Below are 18232 nucleotides of genomic sequence, written 5' to 3'. Positions count from 1 at the left end.
CTCCCGCTCATCGCTCTCCAAGCTCAACTAAAATTGGCACATGTGAATCAAAGGTCTGGCATACAATACAAAAATTATTGTATACCTCAAACTCCAGCATGCGCCAAAATGCCCGGTTGAGGAATATGGGAATGATCAAAGCTGTTTCGATTGATGATCTGCGTCGCCGCGCTTCCAAACGCATACCCAGAATGATTTTCGATTTTCTCGACGGCGGTGCAGGAAATGAATCCGGTTTGCGCCGCAATCGGGAAGCTTTGGACGATCTGCGCTTCATTCCCCGCGCTTTGGTAGATGTCGACACAATTGACACCCAATGCCGTTTTCTGGGCCGGCAATGGGCCATGCCCTTTGGCGTTGCGCCTATCGGGATGTCCGGCATGGTCTGGCCGGGAGCGGAAATTGCCATGGCGCGCGCCGCGGCCTTTGCCAATATTCCCTATACACTGTCCACGGCAGGCACCACGTCGCTTGAACGGCTGAAAGAGGCCTCCCCCGACAATGCATGGTTCCAGCTTTATTATGCTCGCGACCCCGCCGTGGCCGATGACCTTGTGGCCCGCGCCGACAATGCCGGCTATGACGTTCTGATGGTAACCGTTGATGTGCCCCGGCCCGCCCGCCGCCTGCGTGATATCACCAACAATTTTGGCCTGCCGTTCCGCCCGTCACTCCGGCTGGCGCTCGATGTTGCATCCCGCCCGCAATGGTCACTGGCCACTTTGCGAAACGGCATGCCAAGGCTGGAAACCATTGCACCCTACGCACCAAAGGGCAGCGGCGCACAATCTCTGGCCGCACATATGTCGTCGCAATCAACCGGCCGTCTCGACTGGGAGCATTTAAAGCGGCTTCGCGACCGCTGGCCGCGCCATCTGATCGCCAAGGGTATCATGTCGCCGGAAGACGCCGAACGTGCAAAGGCCATTGGCCTGGACGCAATTGCCATTTCAAACCATGGCGGCCGGCAGTTGGAAGGTTGCATCGCGACCATTGAAGCGCTGCCAGCCATCCGCGCCGCAACCGGGCCGGATTATCCGATTGTCTTTGATGGCGGCGTGCGATCCGGCGAACATATTGCCAAGGCTCTTGCCGCAGGCGCCAGCTTTGTGTTGGCTGGCCGGGCTTTTCTTTATGGCATTGCCGCCCACGGGCCGGAAAACGCCAATGTGACGATAGACCTGCTGCAGGAAGAGCTGATGGCCACTATGGCGCAGCTGGGCGCGCCAACGCTTGCAGACATACGCCCCGAACATCTTTTTAAGAACGCTTCAGCCCTGTAATTGCTAAAGCTCTAGCGGCAGAACAGGCCGCCGATGGTGCCAGTCCGTCGCGGTCTGATAGGCATGACCGGCAGTGCACAACAGCGCTTCCGAAAAATACGGGCCGACAAACTGAAACCCGATCGGAATGCCTCTGTCACTGAAGCCGCAAGGCACGGTGATGGTTGGATGTAAGGACACATCAAACGGGGCAGTGAACGGACCAATCGCCAGAATCGCTGCCGGATCTTCGCCAAGGCTGGCCATATGGTCCATTGTCGGCCCGGCAACCGGCAGGCCCGGCACAATCAGCATGTCGACATCGGCAAACAGGCGACTGACAATGCCTTGAAAGTCGCGGCGACTTTTTTGCGCGCGGGCCAGTGTCATTGCATCGAACTTGTGACCACGCTCCAGCAGTGCTGTCAGCCGCGGCCCATAATTGTGCTTCTGTTCAGGGTAGAGCCCTTCGTGGGCAATTGCCGCTTCCACAGCACATTCCACCGCCCAGCCACGCAAAATATCATCCGGGTCCGGAAATGAAACCGGCACGATCTCTGCCCCCAGCCGGGTCACAACCGAAAGAACCGCTTCAATGGACGCCACCACCTCATCAGTTGAACGGGAGCGGATATACCTCCAGTCAATGCCAATTCTTCGACCGGCAATTCCATCATCCAATGTGGCCATATAATCCGGCACAGGCGCCAGACTTGCTGTCGGATCGGCACTGTCTGCTCCGGCAATTGCGCCCAGCATGGCCGCGCTGTCGGCAACCGTTCGACACATGGGCCCAACGTGATCAAGCGATTCCGCGAGTGGGAAAACCCCGTATCTGCTGACACGGCCCCAGGTTGGCTTGATGCCCACCACTCCGCAGCAGGAGGATGGCAGGCGAATGGAGCCGCCTGTGTCTGTGCCAAGTGAGCCAAGGCATAAGCCGGCAGCAACGGCCACCCCTGCCCCGCTGGATGACGTGCCGGTCCAGTGCGCCGGACCCCACGGGTTGACGGGCGCCTCGGTGGTTGGATGATGGTCTGCGTAAACGCCTTCCGTCAGCGTCAGCTTGCCGATGACAATGCCACCTGCCTGCTCAATGCGGGTAACGACAGTTGCGTTGTGCGGAGCGTGCCAGTCCGTGAAAACCGGGCTGCCAAGGCCGGTTTTGATCTCTGTTGTATAGATCGCATCCTTCAGGCCCAGCGGTATGCCGTGCAGCAATCCCCGCCACTGACCATTACAAATTTCCCGGGTTGCATTATGGGCTTGCACAAGCGCTCGATCGGCAGCAACAGTAGCAAAACTGTGCAGTTGACCATCCAGTTCAGCAATGCGGGACAGGTACGCTTCAACCACGGATACTGGCGTTATTGCTCCTGTTCGAATGGCTTCTGCGGTTTCAGTAAGGCTCATGCTTGCTAGTTGCGACATGCGAACCTCGATATCTGGCATGGTAAAAGCAATATTTTGTCTACCGGTATGTGAAAAGCATATACACAAAATATCATTGTGCATATGCTCACTCATGTAAGTCAGTGCAGCATTCATTCGAAAGTCCTGCCATCAACCCTGACGCCCGTAGAATGGGCGATGGCAGAGAGGAAATTGCAGCCGCATATCAAAACACAGGATCACAACCAGAATAGTGGAGACACGGAATTATGAGCCGACACAAATACTCCGCACTCACCATGGGCCTGACTCTGGCCCTGGGTATATTCGCCACAGATCTTGCTTCAGCCGCCGAAGCAGTCTCCGTCCGTTTGAAGTGGCTTCCGCAAGCCCAGTTTGCCGGGGTCTACATGGCTCAGGAAAAAGGCTTCTACAAAGATGCCGGGCTGGATGTCACCATCAATCCGGGCGGGCCCAACATTGCGCCGGAAACACTTGTGGCATCCGGCTCGGATACATTCGGCATCCTTGGTGGCACGGAAGTCATTCTGTTTTCCCGCGAAAAGGGCCTGCCGCTGGTGGCCGTTGGCATGTTGCAGCAGATTTCTCCGCACGCATTCGTTGCCTATGACGATAGCGGCATTGAATCTGTGCAGGACTTCAAGGGCAAGAGAGTTGCGACCTGGTTTGCAGGGCCGCAATACACGCTGTTTTCCATGCTGGCAGCGGAAGATGTTGATCAGGCCGACGTCGATATCGTTTCGCAACCATTTTCCATGCAGCCCTTTATCGAAAAGCAATTCGATGTGGCCATGGTCACAACCTACAACGAGCTGAACGTGCTGCGTGAAGGTGGTATCAACAATATCAGGCTGTTCTATCCGGGGGATTCCGGCGTCATTTCGCAGCAGGATGCAATAGCAACATCCGAACAGATGATCCGCGACAAGCCGGAAGTTGTGCAGGCGTTTGTTGAGGCAACCTTGAAGGGCTGGAAATATGCCTTTGAGAACAAGGAAGAAACCATCGATACCGTGCTGAAGTCTGGCACCGGGCTTGAGCGTCGCCATCAGGAACTGATGCTGGATGAACTGGAAAAGCTAATGGTGGTGCGCAGGGGCAAGGATGAAGGCCTCGGAGCCATTGACCTGGAAAGCATCTCCGCTGTGCAGGATAACCTTGTCGCGTTTGAAGGGTTGAAAGCCCCGGTAGACCTTTCAGCCGCGTTTGACACCAGCTTCTGGGAAAAAACACCGGCCGAAAGCAAGAAGGTTGCTGAATAAAATCCGCTGATCAATTGGAGAACAGCCGCATGGCTACTATTCACAAGTTGCATCAGCCCGACGAGCGAGGGCAAACGCCCTCGCTCCTGACACTTGAGGGTGTCTGGAAACGCTTCAAGGGCAAGGGGTCGGAAACCGTTGCCGTCAAAGACCTGAACCTGACCATCAGTCAGGGCGAGTTTGTGACGTTGATCGGACCTTCCGGCTGTGGAAAATCCACGCTGTTCAACATTATTGCCGGCCTGACCTCCCCGGACGATGACGGTGTCGTAACGCTGAACGGCAAGGCGCAGCGCGGTGACGACCTGCTGGGCAAGGTGTCTTTCATGCCGCAACGCGACCTGCTGTTTGCATGGCGCACCGTTCTGGACAACGCTGCACTGGCGCTGGAAGTTGAAGGTGTTCGCAAATCGGAAGCGCGCAAAAGGGCGCAGGCGCTGTTTCCGGAATTCGGGCTGGATGGGTTTCAAGACAAATATCCGCATGAATTGTCCGGTGGCATGCGCCAGCGCGTTGCCCTCATGCGCACATTCCTGTTCGAACGCGACCTGATTTTGCTGGACGAGCCGTTCGGCGCGCTGGATGCGCTGACGCGGATGATGATGCAGAAATGGCTGCTCGACATCTGGATGAGGCACAAGCGCACAGTTCTGTTCATCACCCATGACATTGATGAGGCAATTTTTCTGGGGGACAAAGTGGTGGTGATGACCGCCCGGCCCGGTACCGTGAAATCTGTCGAGACGATTTCACTTCCGCGCCCGCGAGACACCGACATTGTCACCACGCCGGAGTTTATGGACATCAAACGCCGCCTCCTGGCCAGCGTTGAAGAAGAAAGCATGAAGACCTTCAATGTTGCAGGTGCAACGTGAACGCGATGTCCACTCGTTATCATGCCATATTGGGTCTTGTGATTACGGCCTTGATCTGGGAGGCGAGTGTTCACCTGTTCCAGATATCTCCGCGCTATCTGCCCTCGCTTTACGCAATTTATCAGGACGGAGCCTCCGTCTCGACAGATCTGGCCCGAGGCCTGTTGCGCACTGCGATTGAAACTCTGCTTGGCTTTGCAACCGGTGCGGTTGTCGGCATTCTGTTCGGCATATTGTTCAATTATGTGCGGCTGGCCGAACGGTTGCTGCTGCCGATTTTCATCGTGTCCCAAACCATTCCGGTCATCGCATTCGGCGCTATTGTCGTCATCTGGTTTGGCAACAGCATCCTGTCGAAAGTCGTCATTTCTTTTTACCTGACGTTTTTTCCAGTGGCGCTCAGCACTTTGCGCGGCCTGCAATCCTGCGACGTTGCCAAAATCGACCTGATGCGCAGTTTCGGCGCATCCTATTGGACATTGTTCATCAAGCTGGCGCTGCCAACCGCGCTTCCTGCCATCATGGTCGGCCTTCGCGTCGGCATTTCCCTCAGTCTGGCCGGAGCTATTGTTGGTGAATGGTTTGGCGACACCGTTGGTCTTGGTGTCATGCTTCTGCAGGCGCTGTTTTTTGAACAGACGGTGCGTGTCTGGCTGCTGATCCTCGTTACCGGCTTTCTGGGCGCTGTTTTCTACGGGGCTATTTCCCTTGTTGAGAGAAAGATGGTCTGGTGGAACACAAACTGAGCCTTGAGCGGATTGTCATGCCGATAGCCTCGCTGCTGCTGGTTTTTGCCATCTGGCAGGCCGCCGTGATTGTGTTTGCTTTTCCGCCCTACATTCTGCCGCGCCCGCTCGACATCCTGTACAATATGGTGACGCGCTTTCATATCTTCTGGAATGCGGCGCTGGTTACGTTCTGGCAAGTGATTGCCGGTTTCGTTGCCGGGTCAATTGCAGGCGTTGCATTGGCACTCGTCATGTCTCTGGCACCGCGCCTGGAACGCACGGCAATGCCGGTTGTGGTGCTGATCAACTGCGTGCCGCCCATGGCCTTCATTCCTTTGGCCCTGATCTGGTTTGGTCTTGGGCCAAATTCCAAAATCGCCATGGCCGCGCTGGCAGTGGTTTTTCCGGTTTTGTACAATTGTCTTGCCGGTTTAAAGCGGGTGGATGAAGGCTCGGTCAATCTGTTGCGCAGCTTCGGGGCAAACCCTCTGACGGTTTTGTGGAAATTGCGGCTTCCCGCCGCTTTGCCATTGCTGGTCACCGGTCTTCGCATTGGCATGACGCGCAGCACCATCGCCGTCATTGTCACCGAGATGGTCGGGGCTTATTCCGGGCTTGGACAAATCATCTACAGGTCAACCGCCTTGCTTGAATATCTGGACGTCTGGTCCGCGGTGTTTGCGGCATCCATTGGCAGCCTGGTCCTTTATGCGCTGCTGACTGCGCTGGACAGCCGCCTGGTCTGGTGGAAGTAAAACGTGAAAAGGGCGGGCCCTCAACAGGCCCGCCCTTTAGCACATTCAGTTGCTGTTGGAGCTTAGCCGCGGCGAATTGCGCCGTTTTCCCAGCCTTCAAACTTGCCGGTGAAGAAATCAACATTCTTGAAACCGAGCAGAGACAGAACGGTGTAGGAATGTGTCAACTGCACGCCACCGCGGGTGAACAGAATGACCTGTTTGTCTGGTGTGATACCGGCTTCTTCATAAAGCTTCTTCAATTCTGACGGGTCTTTCAACACGCGGTTTTCGTCCAGCGTGCTATCCCAGAACACGTTAACGGATCCCGGAATCTGACCTGCATTGTAATCGGAAGGTGAGCGCACATCCAGAACCACGACCTCGGACCCGGCAGCCAGTTCCTTGACCTGATCAGCGGTCAGGAATCTTGGCCCTTCCGGCTCACCGGAGGAAACATCATCACCCGTGAATGTGTAATTGTTCAGGGCAAGAGACTGGCCCGCTTTTGGATCACGGCTCCACTCATCCCAGCTTTCATCGTAAATGCGAACATTCTCATAGCCCAGATTGCGCAGGGCGATGTAGTTGTTGGCCGCAGCAACGCCGCTGCCGCAATAGGAAAGAATTTCCTTCTGCTTGTCGATCCCGCGTGAAGCGAGCAGGCCATTGATCACATCTTCAGGCTTGACCTTTTTGTCTTCGGTCAGCAATTGCGAGGCAACAAGCGACTTGGCCCCGGGAATATGGCCATCCACAAAAGCATCAGACCCGCGACCGTCCACAATAACGGAATCGTCGGAGCGCAGCTTGGTTTCTACATAAGCCTTGTCAACGCGCACATCGTGCTTGTCGGTGATTTTGAAATCGCTTTTGACGATTTCCGCAGCATCGGTGGTCAGGTCGCCGTCATAGGCAGTAACACCGCCATCCAGCACGTGAATGTTTTTGAAGCCAGCATATTCCAGCGCAATGAAGGCGCGGCCCGGCAAGGATGTCGTGTCGTAGATCACAAGCGTTTCGCCATTTTTCAATCCGGCGTCGCTGATCACCTGTTCGATCACATCATCGGCTTGAAATTCGTTGCGAATGCCATCGCGTTCGGAAACGTTCAACCGCGACCATGGCAGATTGGTGGCTCCTGGAACGTGCCCTGCCTCATATGCGGTCTGTGCGCGAACGTCGACAACACGTGCGCCCTTGTCGACCAGCTCCTTGAACTGATCAGCATTGACGATGATGGGGTAGCCAGCCTCTTGAGCTGCCGCCTGAACGCCAATGAACGACATTGGTCCAGCTCCGCCGGAAACCGGCATGGCAAGAGAGAGTGCAAAAATTGAAAGTGCACTGGCTGTGAGCAGTCTGCTGCGTGAGGTGAGAGGCATATTCTACTCCTGAATCTATCTTGTCATAAACTCCCAAAACAGGAGGTTATGAACAATCAAACGGCTGCTAAAATTCAGTCTGGCAGGAGCAAAGAATTACGTTGCTGGCGCGATAGCCGGAAAATCAATTCGCAACGCCATATTCCCAGCCTGTCAAAGCGGCTTCCCAGCCCGGAAAGGCCTTGAACAGCGCAATTTGAATCGTGCGGTCTACGCCAAACCAGATGGCCAGCCCAACAAGCAGAATGGCAATGCCCAGAATTTGCTGGATGCGTGCACTGTTGCGCTTGAGAAAACCGACACGCCCGTACAATTGCTTACCGAATAGAACGAACAGACCCATGGTCAATGCAGACCCGAAGCTGAAGGCCAGGGCTGTGCTGGCAGAAGCAAGGGTGGATTGCTGGTTCAGAGCCAGGGTAATGACAGATGCCATGATTGGTCCGACACAGGGGGTCCAGGCCAGGCCAAGTCCTGCGCCGGTTACCAGACCACCCCAGAAGCCACTGGTAGCAGGCCCGGCAGATGCAAAGCGCCCGGCATGGCCTGACAGCGCCGCTTCAAACCGGATTTTCAATGCGGGCACTGCCAGAAGAATTCCCAGCAGAACGAAAATGATGGCAGCCGCAGTGCGGTGAATGTCTGGCGGAATGGCGAATTGGCGCACCAGAAGGCTCAACAACAGCGTAATACTGGTGAAGAACAGGGCAAAACCAACAATCAACCCCAGAGGGCGCAATCTGCCCGACAAAGCAGAGCTGGCCAGAATGACCGGCAGCAATGGCAGGACACAGGGTGAAAGAATTGTCACCACCCCGGCAACAAAAGCAAACAGAAGGCTCATTGCGCGCGGGTGTTTTCATTCAATCCGGCAACACCGCCGGCATTCCACAATTTTGCTGCGTCACCGGAAGAATCCAGAAGCACGAATGTGTCCTGGTAGGTCACACCATATTTTGCCTTAAGCGCAGTTTCCTGATCGTAGTCGGCGATAACCAGAGTGAGGTCTGGCTCAACCTCGGACCATTTCGTCGACAGCTCTGTCAGGGTGAGAATGCAGTTGGGGCACCATGTGGCGAAAAAGAAAACGACGGTCTTGCCCTCTGACGCCAGCGCGCCCAGGTCCTGGACATCCTCATACTTCACCAGCCTCGCCTGCGGCGCTTCGGCCTCTGCCCGCGCGGGGGCAACTGCGGAAAAGCTGGTGAGGGAGGTTGCCGAAGCAAGCGCTAATGCCAGCGCTGCTGTGCGAAGATGGGTGCGGATCACGGTTTTTCAGCCTTTTGCCGGTGAGTGACGCAACTTAACTTTGGTGGATCGCAAGCTGAAGGAATAAACGTCTACAAATAGTCGTCAGCCCGAATGATAATCTCAGCCCAGCGGCGAATCCGGCACGAATTTTGTTTCGAAAAACAGGCATCACGTGGGATAAGACGGGCTTTGAAAAAACAAAAATGAGCCGCCATGTCTTCCGTCATCGCCGGTACCCCGTCTGTCATAACCAAACCCGACCTTTCACCGCTGATGATCATCACGACGGTGATCATTGCCAGCGTTGCGGTTCTGACAGGGGTCGTCAGCTTTACGCAGTCTTTGTTGTTCTTAACCGGCGGCATGCTGGGCGTTGCGCTTTATCATGCCTCATTCGGCTTTACCGGCGGCTGGAAGCGGTTTGCCACGCAAGGTCGCAGCCGAAGCATGCGAGCGCAGTTCGCCATGATCGGTCTGACTGCGCTGGTGTTTATCCCGTTGATGAGTGGACTTTCCCCGTTTGACCGCAATTTTGCTGGCGCCTTTGCACCGGTCGGTGTCTCCGTTCTGCTTGGCTCCTTCATTTTCGGGCTTGGCATGCAACTGGGTGGCGGTTGTGGTTCCGGCACCCTGTTCACCGTTGGTGGGGGCAGCAGCCGCATGCTGATCACGCTGACCGGTTTTATCATCGGCGCCACTGTTGGCACCGCGCATCTGCCCTTCTGGCTGTCTCTGCCTTCGCTGCCAACGATCCGGCTTGGGCAGGTCTTTGGGCCAATTGGCGGACTGGCCCTTACCCTTGGCCTGATTGCGCTGGTCATCGGCGGTCTGGCCCTTCTGGAAAAGCGGCGGCACGGCAATGTTGAATCCGTATTCACCGGATTGTCAGATTTTCGGTCGGCCAATTTCCTTTATGGGCCGTGGCCGTTGATCATTGCAGCGGTTGTTCTTGCACTTGGCAACATTTTTACACTGTTCCTTGCCGGGCATCCGTGGTCGGTGACCTACGGGTTTGGCCTATGGGGTGCCAAGATTTTTCAGGCTGTGGGCATCGATGTGGCAAGCTGGCAGTTCTGGCAGGTTCCGGCACAGGCCCGCGCCTTAAGTCAGAGCGTTTTGTTTGATGTAACGTCGGTGATGAATTTTGGCATTATCCTCGGCGCAGCCCTGGCGGCGGCGCTGGCTGGCAAGTTTGCCGTGAAGGCAAAGGTGCCCGCGCTTTCCTACGCTGCTGCGATAATGGGTGGTTTGTTGATGGGTTATGGAGCGCGCCTGTCCTTCGGCTGCAACATCGGCGCCCTGTTCAGCGGTGTCGCATCCGGTAGCCTGCATGGTTGGGTCTGGTTCATCATGGCCTATATTGGTAGTCTTGCGGGCATTGGCTTGCGCCCGATATTCGGTCTGGATGGGTTTAAAAAGTCATGAGCAACAGAAACACCGTTTTATTCGGAGCATCATTGCTGGCGGCAATCGGTGCAGTTGCGGTTGACTATTCGGTCAGTGATGCGCCCAGGGCCGTTGCCGCGCAGGTTGAGGATGCAGCGCCATGCGCTGCCGCAACGCCATCCCCGGCCTCCGGCGCGCGAAATTACGACGATATTGCCAATGACTACAGTTCCGGCAGTGCACCTGCTCCGGCTCCTGCACCCATGCCTGCTGAAAATGATGCTAACCCCTGTTCTGCCGGAGTTTTATGAGTGAGCGAAGAGGCCAGACAACGCGCCGCACAGGAAATGGTCTATTGCGAGCAGATTCTGGCCAAGTCCGGGACGGGCATTCTGTTGCGCACATTACCGGCACAAGGACTGGTCACCTGGAAGCACTATCCCGAAAAGGATGTTTACGACGCGGCCAGCGGTGCGCAATGGTATTATCATTGCCATGATGACAGTGCCACGCTGGGAGAACACGGGCATTTTCACTGCTTTGTCCGCCCTGATGGCAAAGACAGCCCCGCCTGCCACCTGATCGCCGTCGGGGTGGATGGCAATGGCCGCCTGAAACGCCTGTTCACTGTAAATCAGTGGGTTACAGGCAGCCAGTGGTTCGATGCAGCAACCACAAATCCATTGCTGGAGCGGTTCAACGTCGAACTCGCAACACCGGACTATCTGGTCAATCGCTGGCTGACCGCGGTGCTGACCCGCTATGAGCCCGAAATCATCACGCTGAACCTGAGCCGCGACGAAGCCTTGCGCGCGACCGGGAAACCGTTGAGCGAAGTTCTGGAAGACCGCTCCCTTGAGGTTCTGTCCGAGCTTGTTCTTTAAAAAACCACTCCCACATTCTGACATCACGTAAAGATATGCACATTTCTTTATGTCATTCTTGACTCTTTGAAAAATCAGTGCGCATTCTGAACGCGTCATGGTTCTTTGCGGCTATCAAGCCGTGGAGCTAAGAGGGAAACCGGTGCGCCTTTGCAATGCCGGTGCTGCCCCCGCAACTGTAAGCGGTGAGCTTTCGTCCACCTGTGTCACTGGGAGTCAAATTCCGGGAAGACGGGCGAAAGTTGCGACCCGTGAGCCAGGAGACCTGCCTTGACAAACAGGTTCAACGGGCGGGGTGTCCCGGCGAGATAGCGTGCGACGGGTCCGACATTCGGGTCGTGCGCCTTTTCGTTTGCGCGCCCCAATGCCCCAACAGCATCGGGGATGCAATGACTGAAACACCTATCACCACCGCAACATTGGGCGTGCCGCGAATTGGTCGGCGCAGAGAGCTGAAGTTTGCGCTTGAAAGCTATTGGTCCGGAAAATCAACCAGCGAGGAATTGCTCGCCATTGCCAGATCGTTGCGCGCCGCCAACTGGCGGGAGCAGCGCGACAGGGGGATAAGCCGGATTCCGTCCAATGATTTCTCGCTCTATGATCATGTGCTGGACACGGCGGTCATGGTTGGGGCGGTTCCGCCGACTTACGGCTGGCATAGCGGGGAAGTTCCACTCGACACATATTTTGCCATGGCGCGGGGCGGTCAAATCGATACGGATCAGCATTGCTGTGGCAAGCCACATGGTCACGGCGTGGCTGCGCTGGAAATGACCAAATGGTTCGACACCAATTATCATTACATGGTGCCCGAATTTTCCGATGATCAGGCCTTTGCACTGACATCTAAAAAGCCGGTGGAGCATTTTCTGGAGGCCCGTGCACTTGGCATCCACACCCGCCCTGTCCTTCTTGGTCCGGTCAGTTTTCTGAAGCTGGGCAAATCCGTGGATGAGGGCTTCACGCCGCTTTCCCTGCTGCCAAAACTGCTTCCGATCTATGTGCAATTGCTGCAAAAACTGGCGGCAGCCGGAGCGGATTGGGTTCAGATTGATGAGCCGGCCCTGGTGCTTGATCTCATTCCCAATGAACGCAGCGCTTTTAGCTATGCTTATGAGGAACTGGCGAAAGCCGCGCCAGAGTTAAAAATCATGCTGGCGACTTATTTCGGCGCACCGGCCGACAATCTTACCACAGCCCTGTCGCTTCCGGTGGCGGGCTTCCATGCGGATCTGGTTCGCGCACCGGAACAGTTGGCTGATCTGTTGGACTGTGCACCGCATGATCTGGTGCTGTCTCTTGGTGTCATTGATGGGCGCAACATCTGGCGTGCAAACCTGAATTCCATTCTCGATCGTATACAGCCGATCATTGCCGAACGCGGCAGGGACAATGTGGAAATTGCCGCCGCCTCATCACTTCTGCATGTTCCAATCGATCTGGAGCTGGAAACCGACCTCGACGCAGATGTGCGCTCATGGCTGTCATTTGCCGTGCAGAAAATGGACGAGCTGACCATTCTGGCCAAGGCTCTTTCGCACGGTCGCCACACCGTATCTGCCGAATTGGCAGAGGCAGATGCGGTTGCGTCGGCTCGCCGCTCATCCTCAAAGACGCACAATCGGCAGGTGCAAGCCCGTTTGCAAAACATCGACCCAGCGCTTTTGAGGCGAAAGCAGAACTTTGCTGAACGCCAGAAGCAGCAAGACGCAAAACTGCAATTGCCGGCTTTTCCCACCACAACAATTGGCTCCTTTCCGCAGACATGGGAGGTCCGTAAGGCGCGCGCAGCGCATGCCAGGGGCGACTGGGATGACGCGGCTTATGAAGAGTTTCTCAAGCAGGAAACAAGAGCGGCGATTGTCTGGCAGGAAGAGATCGGCCTGGACGTTCTGGTGCACGGCGAATTCGAGCGCAACGACATGGTGCAGTATTTCGGCGAGCAGCTTTCCGGCTTTGCGTTCACCCGCCACGCCTGGGTGCAAAGTTATGGCTCGCGCTATGTGCGCCCGCCTGTCATTTTCGGTGATGTCGCCCGGATGCGACCCATGACTGTAAGCTGGTGGCGATATGCGCAATCGCAAACGAGCAAGCCCGTCAAAGGCATGCTGACCGGACCGGTTACAATTCTGAACTGGTCGTTTGTGCGGGACGATCTTCCGCGGAGCGCAGTTTGTCAGCAGATAGGGCTGGCCATTCGGGATGAGGTTGCGGATCTGGAACAGGCCGGCGCCAGCATCATACAGATTGACGAAGCCGCGCTGCGCGAAGGTCTGCCGTTGCGAAAAGCCGAGTGGAAGCCCTATCTCGACTGGGCGGTTGGTGCTTTCCGTCTGTGCTCCAGCGGCGTGGCTGATACAACGCAGATCCACACGCATATGTGCTATTCGGAGTTCAACCAGATCATCGACGCCATTGCGGACATGGACGCTGATGTCATTTCCATTGAAACGTCCCGCTCACGCATGGAACTGCTGGACGCGTTCAAAACCTACAGCTACCCAAATGAAATTGGACCTGGGGTTTATGACATCCACTCCCCGCGCGTGCCGGAAGTGGGAGAAATGACCAGTCTGCTGGAATTGGCACAACAGCACATTGCGCCGGCACAATTATGGGTCAATCCTGATTGCGGCCTGAAAACCCGCAGATGGGAAGAGGTTCGCCCTGCACTGGTCAACATGGTTGCGGCGGCGCGCCAATTGCGCAGCGTCTGCAACGCTTGATGGTGCGAGTGCAGCCGGACTATCTAACCCGGCTGCACAAACTTTTCTGCTGTAGTGGCGCGCAGATAGGCAACTGTTTCTGCCACTGTCACAACGTCCCCGTAACGCAAGTCAATATCGGTCAAATTAGCCTCATGCGCCGTTGGCGAACGATCACCCACTGCTTCCCTTACGATAATGGAGTGCAGATTGCGGTTGATTGCGCTTTCCGCGGTTGCGCGTATGCAACCGCTTGTGCTGCACCCGGTAATGATGAGTGTGTCCACACCACGCGCATTCAGATAGGCATCAAACGGAGTGCCCCAGAAAGCCGAAGCCCGCGCCTTCACAAACAATGGTTCATCGTTCCTTCGTTCCAGGCGTGGGTCCAGTTCCGCCATGCTGGCAGCGGTCGCAAGCGCCCTGGGACTGCTCATCTGCAACATTTTACGGCCAATTGGCCCCCTGACGTCCACCGGGTCCGGCTGCATTGTTGTAAAAAACACCGGGTGCCCGGCTTCTCGCGCTGCGGCTAGCACAGACAGTGTGTGTTCAAGCACGGGCTCAAGCCGGCAGGAACCCTGTTGCGAACTTTCGTCCAGCCATGAACGCGCAAGATCGATCACAACCAAAGCGGGGCGTTGGCCGAACCCGATCCGGCCGCCAAAGCCATGCAGCAAATAGCTGGGCCGCACTTCTGCTTCATAAGTCATGAGAATTGCCTCCTGTGCTGAATGTCACGGTTTGAGTGCGTAGACCTGAATTTCAACCCTGATGGCCGGGTTTGCCAGGCGCGCCTCCACGCAGGCCCGCACCGGCGCCTTGCCTTCCGGCAGCCATTTGTCCCAAACGGCATTCATGGCATCAAAATCTGATATGCTGGGAAGCCAGATATAAGCTGCGACAAGGTTGTTCTTGTCAGTTCCCGCATCGGCCAGCAGCCCGTCAATCTTCGTCAAAACGTCGCGCGTCTGGCCGATAATGTCGGCGGACAGATCGTCGGCCACCTCTCCGGCGGTGACGACCATAGTTCCACTCAGACTATATTCCACACAGCGCGACAAGCGGTGGGAGGTGTGGTGGCGTGTCAGCATGGTCTTTATCCTCTACTCTGTTGTTGGGCTTGCAGATCTATGCGGCGGCAGAGGGCCAGTGCTGCCAGTCTTGAACCACATGGCCCGGCGAAATCTCGGCGTAATGGCGCTGAGGCGGTTGAAAATCCGGGGGCCGGATCGGGCTTTTGATTTCCTCGTCCGAAAGCCCCAAGCGCATACGACGCTGGGTTGGGTCTGGCACAGGCACCGCAGATATAAGCCGCTTGGTGTATGGGTGTTGCGGATTCCCGAACACCGCATCACGTGGCCCGACTTCAACAATTTCACCCAGATACATTACCGCCACCCGGTGACTGACCCGCTCTACAATTGCCATGTCGTGAGAAATGAAAAGATAGGAAAGTCCCAGGCTTTCCTGCAAATCCAGCATCAGATTGATGATCTGCGCTTTGATGGATACGTCCAGAGCTGAAACCGATTCATCTGCCACGATCAATTGCGGATCCAGAACGAGTGAGCGTGCAATGCAGATGCGCTGGCGCTGACCACCGGAAAATTCGTGCGGAAAACGCCGGGCCATTTCTGGCTGCAAACCGACACGTTTCAATGCATCTGCCACTTTCTCCACCGCTTGTCTGGCTGTGCAGATATTATTGACCAGCAGCGGCTCGGCAACGGATTCGCCTACCCGCATGCGCGGGTTCAGGCTGGCCATCGGGTCCTGAAAAATCATTTGCATGGCGCGGCGGCGTTGCCGCAGCTCCTTGCCTTCCAGGCGGACAATTTCCGCGCCATCCATTTTGATGGAGCCGGACACCGGATCAACGAGCCGTACGATAGAACGACCGGTTGTGGACTTGCCGCAGCCGGATTCCCCTACCAGCGACAGGGTTTCGCCAGCACGCAGGTCAAAGGAAACATTCTCAACCGCATGCACCCGGCCGATCACTTTCTGCAAAAGGCCCCGGCGGATGTCGAACCGCGTTGTCAGGTTGCTGACCTGCAGAACTGGCGGTTTGTCATGTGCCACTGTATCAGGCAACGGCACGGCCGTTGAGCTCTTACCGCTCTCCGGGTCCACAATAGGAAAGCGCAGAGGTGAGGGTTTGCCGCTCATTGCCCCTAGCCGCGGAACGGCGGCCATAAGGGCACGTGTATAAGGGTGACTTGCCGCGGAGAATATTTTTTCCGTCGGTCCTGTTTCCACAACATCCCCGCGAAACATGACCACCACCTTGTCGGCGATTTCAGCAACCACCCCCATATCATGGGTGATAAACAGCACCGACATGCCCTCTTCCTCCTGAAGCATTCTGATAAGCTCAAGAATCTGGGCCTGGATAGTTACGTCCAGTGCGGTTGTCGGCTCATCAGCAATGAGCAATTTCGGACGGCAGGCCAGTGCCATTGCAATCATGACCCGTTGGCGCATGCCGCCTGACAGGCGATGCGGAAAATCTGCCAGTCGCTCCTTTGCCGATGGGATGCGCACCCGTTCCAGAAGGCGCAACGCTTCGGCTTCTGCGGCAGCTCGCGACATCCCGCGGTGGCGCACCAGCGCCTCACCAATTTGAAACCCGATCTTCAGCACCGGATTAAGACTGGTCATCGGCTCCTGAAAAATCATCGCCACGTCGCGGCCGCGCACTTGTTGCATGCTCTTATCGGGAAGTGCGAGGAGGTCGCGGCCTTCCAGTTCGACCTGCCCGGACAAGCGCCCCTGCCCTTGCTCAATCAAGCGCATGATCGACAGTGCAGTGACACTTTTGCCAGAGCCGGACTCGCCAACCAGCGCAACAGTTTCACGCGGGTTTACGTCAAAAGAGATTCCCTTGACCACTGACCGCCATTCACCGCCACTTAGAAACGAGGTGCGCAGTTCCCTGACAGCAAGAACCGGGCTTTCTGCCGCTATGGGCGCTTCAAGGTGAACAGACATCCAGATTTCCCTCACGACAGAGCACATTGATTTATGTTGCGGTGCAGCATAAAAATGCTGCACCCTTACGACAGCAGGGAAAGTGCCAATCCTGCATTCACACGCGCGGCCTTGATCAACTCATGAACGGGCACGAATTCACTGTTGGAATGGGCCACACCAATATGTCCCGGACCAAACACAATTGCAGGCGTGCCTTGCATGGCGTTAAAAAGTGCCGCATCTGACCAGTAAGGCACACCCTTTGGCACGGGCGGAATACCGACCTCTTGGGCGGCCAGCCTCAGGCATTCCGTCACCAGCGGGTGGGAAGGGTCTGTATCCAGCGGCGGATGCGAGTAAAGATCTTCACTGCCCGGAGTAAAAAACAGTTTTGCATCCAGGCTGGGATCGGCCGCACGCAACTCGTTCAGCAATGCTTCGAAGCCAGCCTCGATTTCCGCCAGTGTTTCTCCCGGAATTCGGCGCCGGTCCATGTAGATGGTGCAGATATCCGGCACCACTGCGCCAGCAGGCTTGTCGCCGGGTGCGCGGCGCACTGCCGTCACCATTTCATTGCGGGCATAGCCGATAACGGCTGAAACATTGACCGATGCTGCCCCCAACAGTTGGTGCAGGCGCTCATTGGTCCGCGGTATCAACCGCTCCTCAATGGCTGTGATAATGTTGGCAGCCTTGTAAATAGCGCTGACGCCGTTGGTCGGGCGACTGGAATGCGTTGGCACTCCTTCCACCTCGATGCGGTAATAGTCAAAGCCTTTGTGGGCAACGATCACGTCCAGATCACTGGGCTCCGCCACCACAACCATGTCCGCCTTCGGGCCATTGGCTATAACATCCAGGGAGCCTTCACTTGTGCCGTCTTCTTCGCCGACTACGCCGGTAAAGATCAAATCTCCGGCAAGCGGAACTCCAGCGCGCTTCAGCGCAATCATGGCATAATACTGCGCAGCGACACCCGCCTTCATGTCACATGCCCCTCGGGCAAACAAATTGCCACCCACTATGTGAGGTTCAAATGCACGCGGCATATCGCCCGGAGGCACTGTATCGATATGGCCGTTGAACATCAGAGTTGGGCCGCTGCCTGTTCCCGGTAGAACGGCAATGACATTGCAGCGCCCATCGCAGACATCCTTCAACTCAGCGTCGATCCCTTCACTGCGCAGGACATCGCGAATATGTGTGGCCACCGGCGTTTCATGCCCGGGTGCATTGCGGTGCGATTCAATGGCCAGAATATCGCTCGTCAGGCGTAGCAGTTCGTCTGCATCCAGATGCCGGGCAACAGCCTCTGGCAAAGCGCTGCCGGACTCATTTTTATCAGGCGAGAACATCAGACATTACCTTCTT

Annotated in this window: 17 protein-coding genes and 1 riboswitch; of the genes, 9 read left to right on the top strand and 8 right to left on the bottom strand. The window is 56.3% G+C overall.

What is annotated here, in order from left to right; genetic code table 11:
• Nucleotides 1-131: 131 nt before the first annotated feature.
• Nucleotides 132-1283 (top strand): alpha-hydroxy acid oxidase, encoded by a 1152-nt coding sequence (locus FPY71_RS14070; RefSeq protein ID WP_149300926.1) that lies wholly within the window; start codon nucleotides 132-134, stop codon nucleotides 1281-1283.
• Nucleotides 1284-1286: 3 nt separating this feature from the next.
• Here FPY71_RS14070 and FPY71_RS14065 read toward each other — a convergent pair whose 3' ends face one another.
• Entirely contained in the window at nucleotides 1287-2675 is a 1389-nt protein-coding gene (locus tag FPY71_RS14065; protein WP_246160553.1) for an amidase, read from the bottom strand.
• 248 nt (nucleotides 2676-2923) lie between these two features.
• On the opposite strand from FPY71_RS14065, the gene FPY71_RS14060 reads away from it, so the two are divergent.
• Genes FPY71_RS14060 through FPY71_RS14045 form a run of 4 tightly spaced genes read left to right on the top strand, consistent with a single transcriptional unit; the run spans nucleotide 2924 to nucleotide 6295 of the window.
• Complete coding sequence (locus tag FPY71_RS14060) at nucleotides 2924-3937, top strand: ABC transporter substrate-binding protein (RefSeq protein WP_149300924.1); 1014 nt, start codon at nucleotides 2924-2926, stop codon at nucleotides 3935-3937.
• 29 nt (nucleotides 3938-3966) lie between these two features.
• Nucleotides 3967-4812, top strand: a complete 846-nt coding sequence (locus FPY71_RS14055; protein WP_149300923.1) for an ABC transporter ATP-binding protein — start codon at nucleotides 3967-3969, stop codon at nucleotides 4810-4812.
• A gap of 5 nt (nucleotides 4813-4817) precedes the next feature.
• The gene (locus tag FPY71_RS14050; RefSeq protein ID WP_149300922.1) at nucleotides 4818-5558 is read left to right on the top strand and encodes an ABC transporter permease; all 741 of its coding nucleotides are present in this window, start codon (nucleotides 4818-4820) and stop codon (nucleotides 5556-5558) included.
• Nucleotides 5543-6295 carry an ABC transporter permease gene (locus tag FPY71_RS14045; protein WP_149300921.1) on the top strand — a complete coding sequence of 251 codons (753 nt, stop codon included), beginning with the start codon at nucleotides 5543-5545 and terminating at the stop codon, nucleotides 6293-6295. Before FPY71_RS14050 ends, FPY71_RS14045 begins: the two co-directional genes overlap by 16 nt.
• Nucleotides 6296-6357: 62 nt before the next feature.
• Here the strand turns inward: FPY71_RS14045 and FPY71_RS14040 are convergent, their stop codons facing one another.
• From FPY71_RS14040 to FPY71_RS14030, 3 genes are all read right to left on the bottom strand, one after another.
• The gene (locus tag FPY71_RS14040) at nucleotides 6358-7659 is read right to left on the bottom strand and encodes a sulfurtransferase (protein WP_149300920.1); all 1302 of its coding nucleotides are present in this window, start codon (nucleotides 7657-7659) and stop codon (nucleotides 6358-6360) included.
• Nucleotides 7660-7783: 124 nt separating this feature from the next.
• A complete protein-coding gene (locus FPY71_RS14035) occupies nucleotides 7784-8503 on the bottom strand; it encodes a cytochrome c biogenesis CcdA family protein (RefSeq protein ID WP_149300919.1) in 720 nt (239 codons plus the stop codon).
• A complete protein-coding gene (locus FPY71_RS14030; protein WP_149300918.1) occupies nucleotides 8500-8928 on the bottom strand; it encodes a TlpA family protein disulfide reductase in 429 nt (142 codons plus the stop codon). The genes FPY71_RS14035 and FPY71_RS14030 overlap by 4 nt, the downstream gene beginning before the upstream one ends.
• Nucleotides 8929-9123: 195 nt before the next feature.
• Between FPY71_RS14030 and FPY71_RS14025 the strand changes: the two genes are divergently transcribed.
• From FPY71_RS14025 to metE, 4 genes are all read left to right on the top strand, one after another.
• Entirely contained in the window at nucleotides 9124-10335 is a 1212-nt protein-coding gene (locus tag FPY71_RS14025; RefSeq protein ID WP_149300917.1) for a YeeE/YedE family protein, read from the top strand.
• Nucleotides 10332-10607: a hypothetical protein gene (locus tag FPY71_RS14020; RefSeq protein ID WP_149300916.1), complete on the top strand. Its 276-nt coding sequence runs from the start codon at nucleotides 10332-10334 to the stop codon at nucleotides 10605-10607. Before FPY71_RS14025 ends, FPY71_RS14020 begins: the two co-directional genes overlap by 4 nt.
• Complete coding sequence (locus FPY71_RS14015) at nucleotides 10608-11180, top strand: DUF6969 family protein (RefSeq protein ID WP_149300915.1); 573 nt, start codon at nucleotides 10608-10610, stop codon at nucleotides 11178-11180.
• Between the two features lie 81 nt (nucleotides 11181-11261).
• Nucleotides 11262-11467, top strand: a riboswitch (cobalamin riboswitch).
• A gap of 102 nt (nucleotides 11468-11569) precedes the next feature.
• Nucleotides 11570-13906 (top strand): 5-methyltetrahydropteroyltriglutamate--homocysteine S-methyltransferase, encoded by a 2337-nt coding sequence (metE, locus tag FPY71_RS14010; protein ID WP_149300914.1) that lies wholly within the window; start codon nucleotides 11570-11572, stop codon nucleotides 13904-13906.
• Between the two features lie 23 nt (nucleotides 13907-13929).
• On the opposite strand, the gene FPY71_RS14005 is transcribed toward metE, so the two are convergent.
• The 4 genes from FPY71_RS14005 to FPY71_RS13990 form a co-directional block, all read right to left on the bottom strand.
• Complete coding sequence (locus tag FPY71_RS14005; RefSeq protein ID WP_149300913.1) at nucleotides 13930-14598, bottom strand: isochorismatase family protein; 669 nt, start codon at nucleotides 14596-14598, stop codon at nucleotides 13930-13932.
• Nucleotides 14599-14622: 24 nt separating this feature from the next.
• Entirely contained in the window at nucleotides 14623-14979 is a 357-nt protein-coding gene (locus FPY71_RS14000) for a RidA family protein (protein ID WP_149300912.1), read from the bottom strand.
• Nucleotides 14980-15016: 37 nt separating this feature from the next.
• Nucleotides 15017-16879 (bottom strand): ABC transporter ATP-binding protein, encoded by a 1863-nt coding sequence (locus FPY71_RS13995; protein WP_246160551.1) that lies wholly within the window; start codon nucleotides 16877-16879, stop codon nucleotides 15017-15019.
• Nucleotides 16880-16944: 65 nt separating this feature from the next.
• Nucleotides 16945-18216, bottom strand: coding sequence for a M20 family metallopeptidase (locus FPY71_RS13990; RefSeq protein ID WP_149300910.1), 1272 nt, complete (start codon nucleotides 18214-18216; stop codon nucleotides 16945-16947).
• Nucleotides 18217-18232 lie beyond the last annotated feature (16 nt).

This window comes from Aureimonas fodinaquatilis, assembly GCF_008369445.1.
Classification (GTDB): domain Bacteria; phylum Pseudomonadota; class Alphaproteobacteria; order Rhizobiales; family Rhizobiaceae; genus Aureimonas; species Aureimonas fodinaquatilis.
Note: the sequence above shows the minus strand (reverse complement) of the source record. Positions and strands in the feature narration are given on the sequence as shown.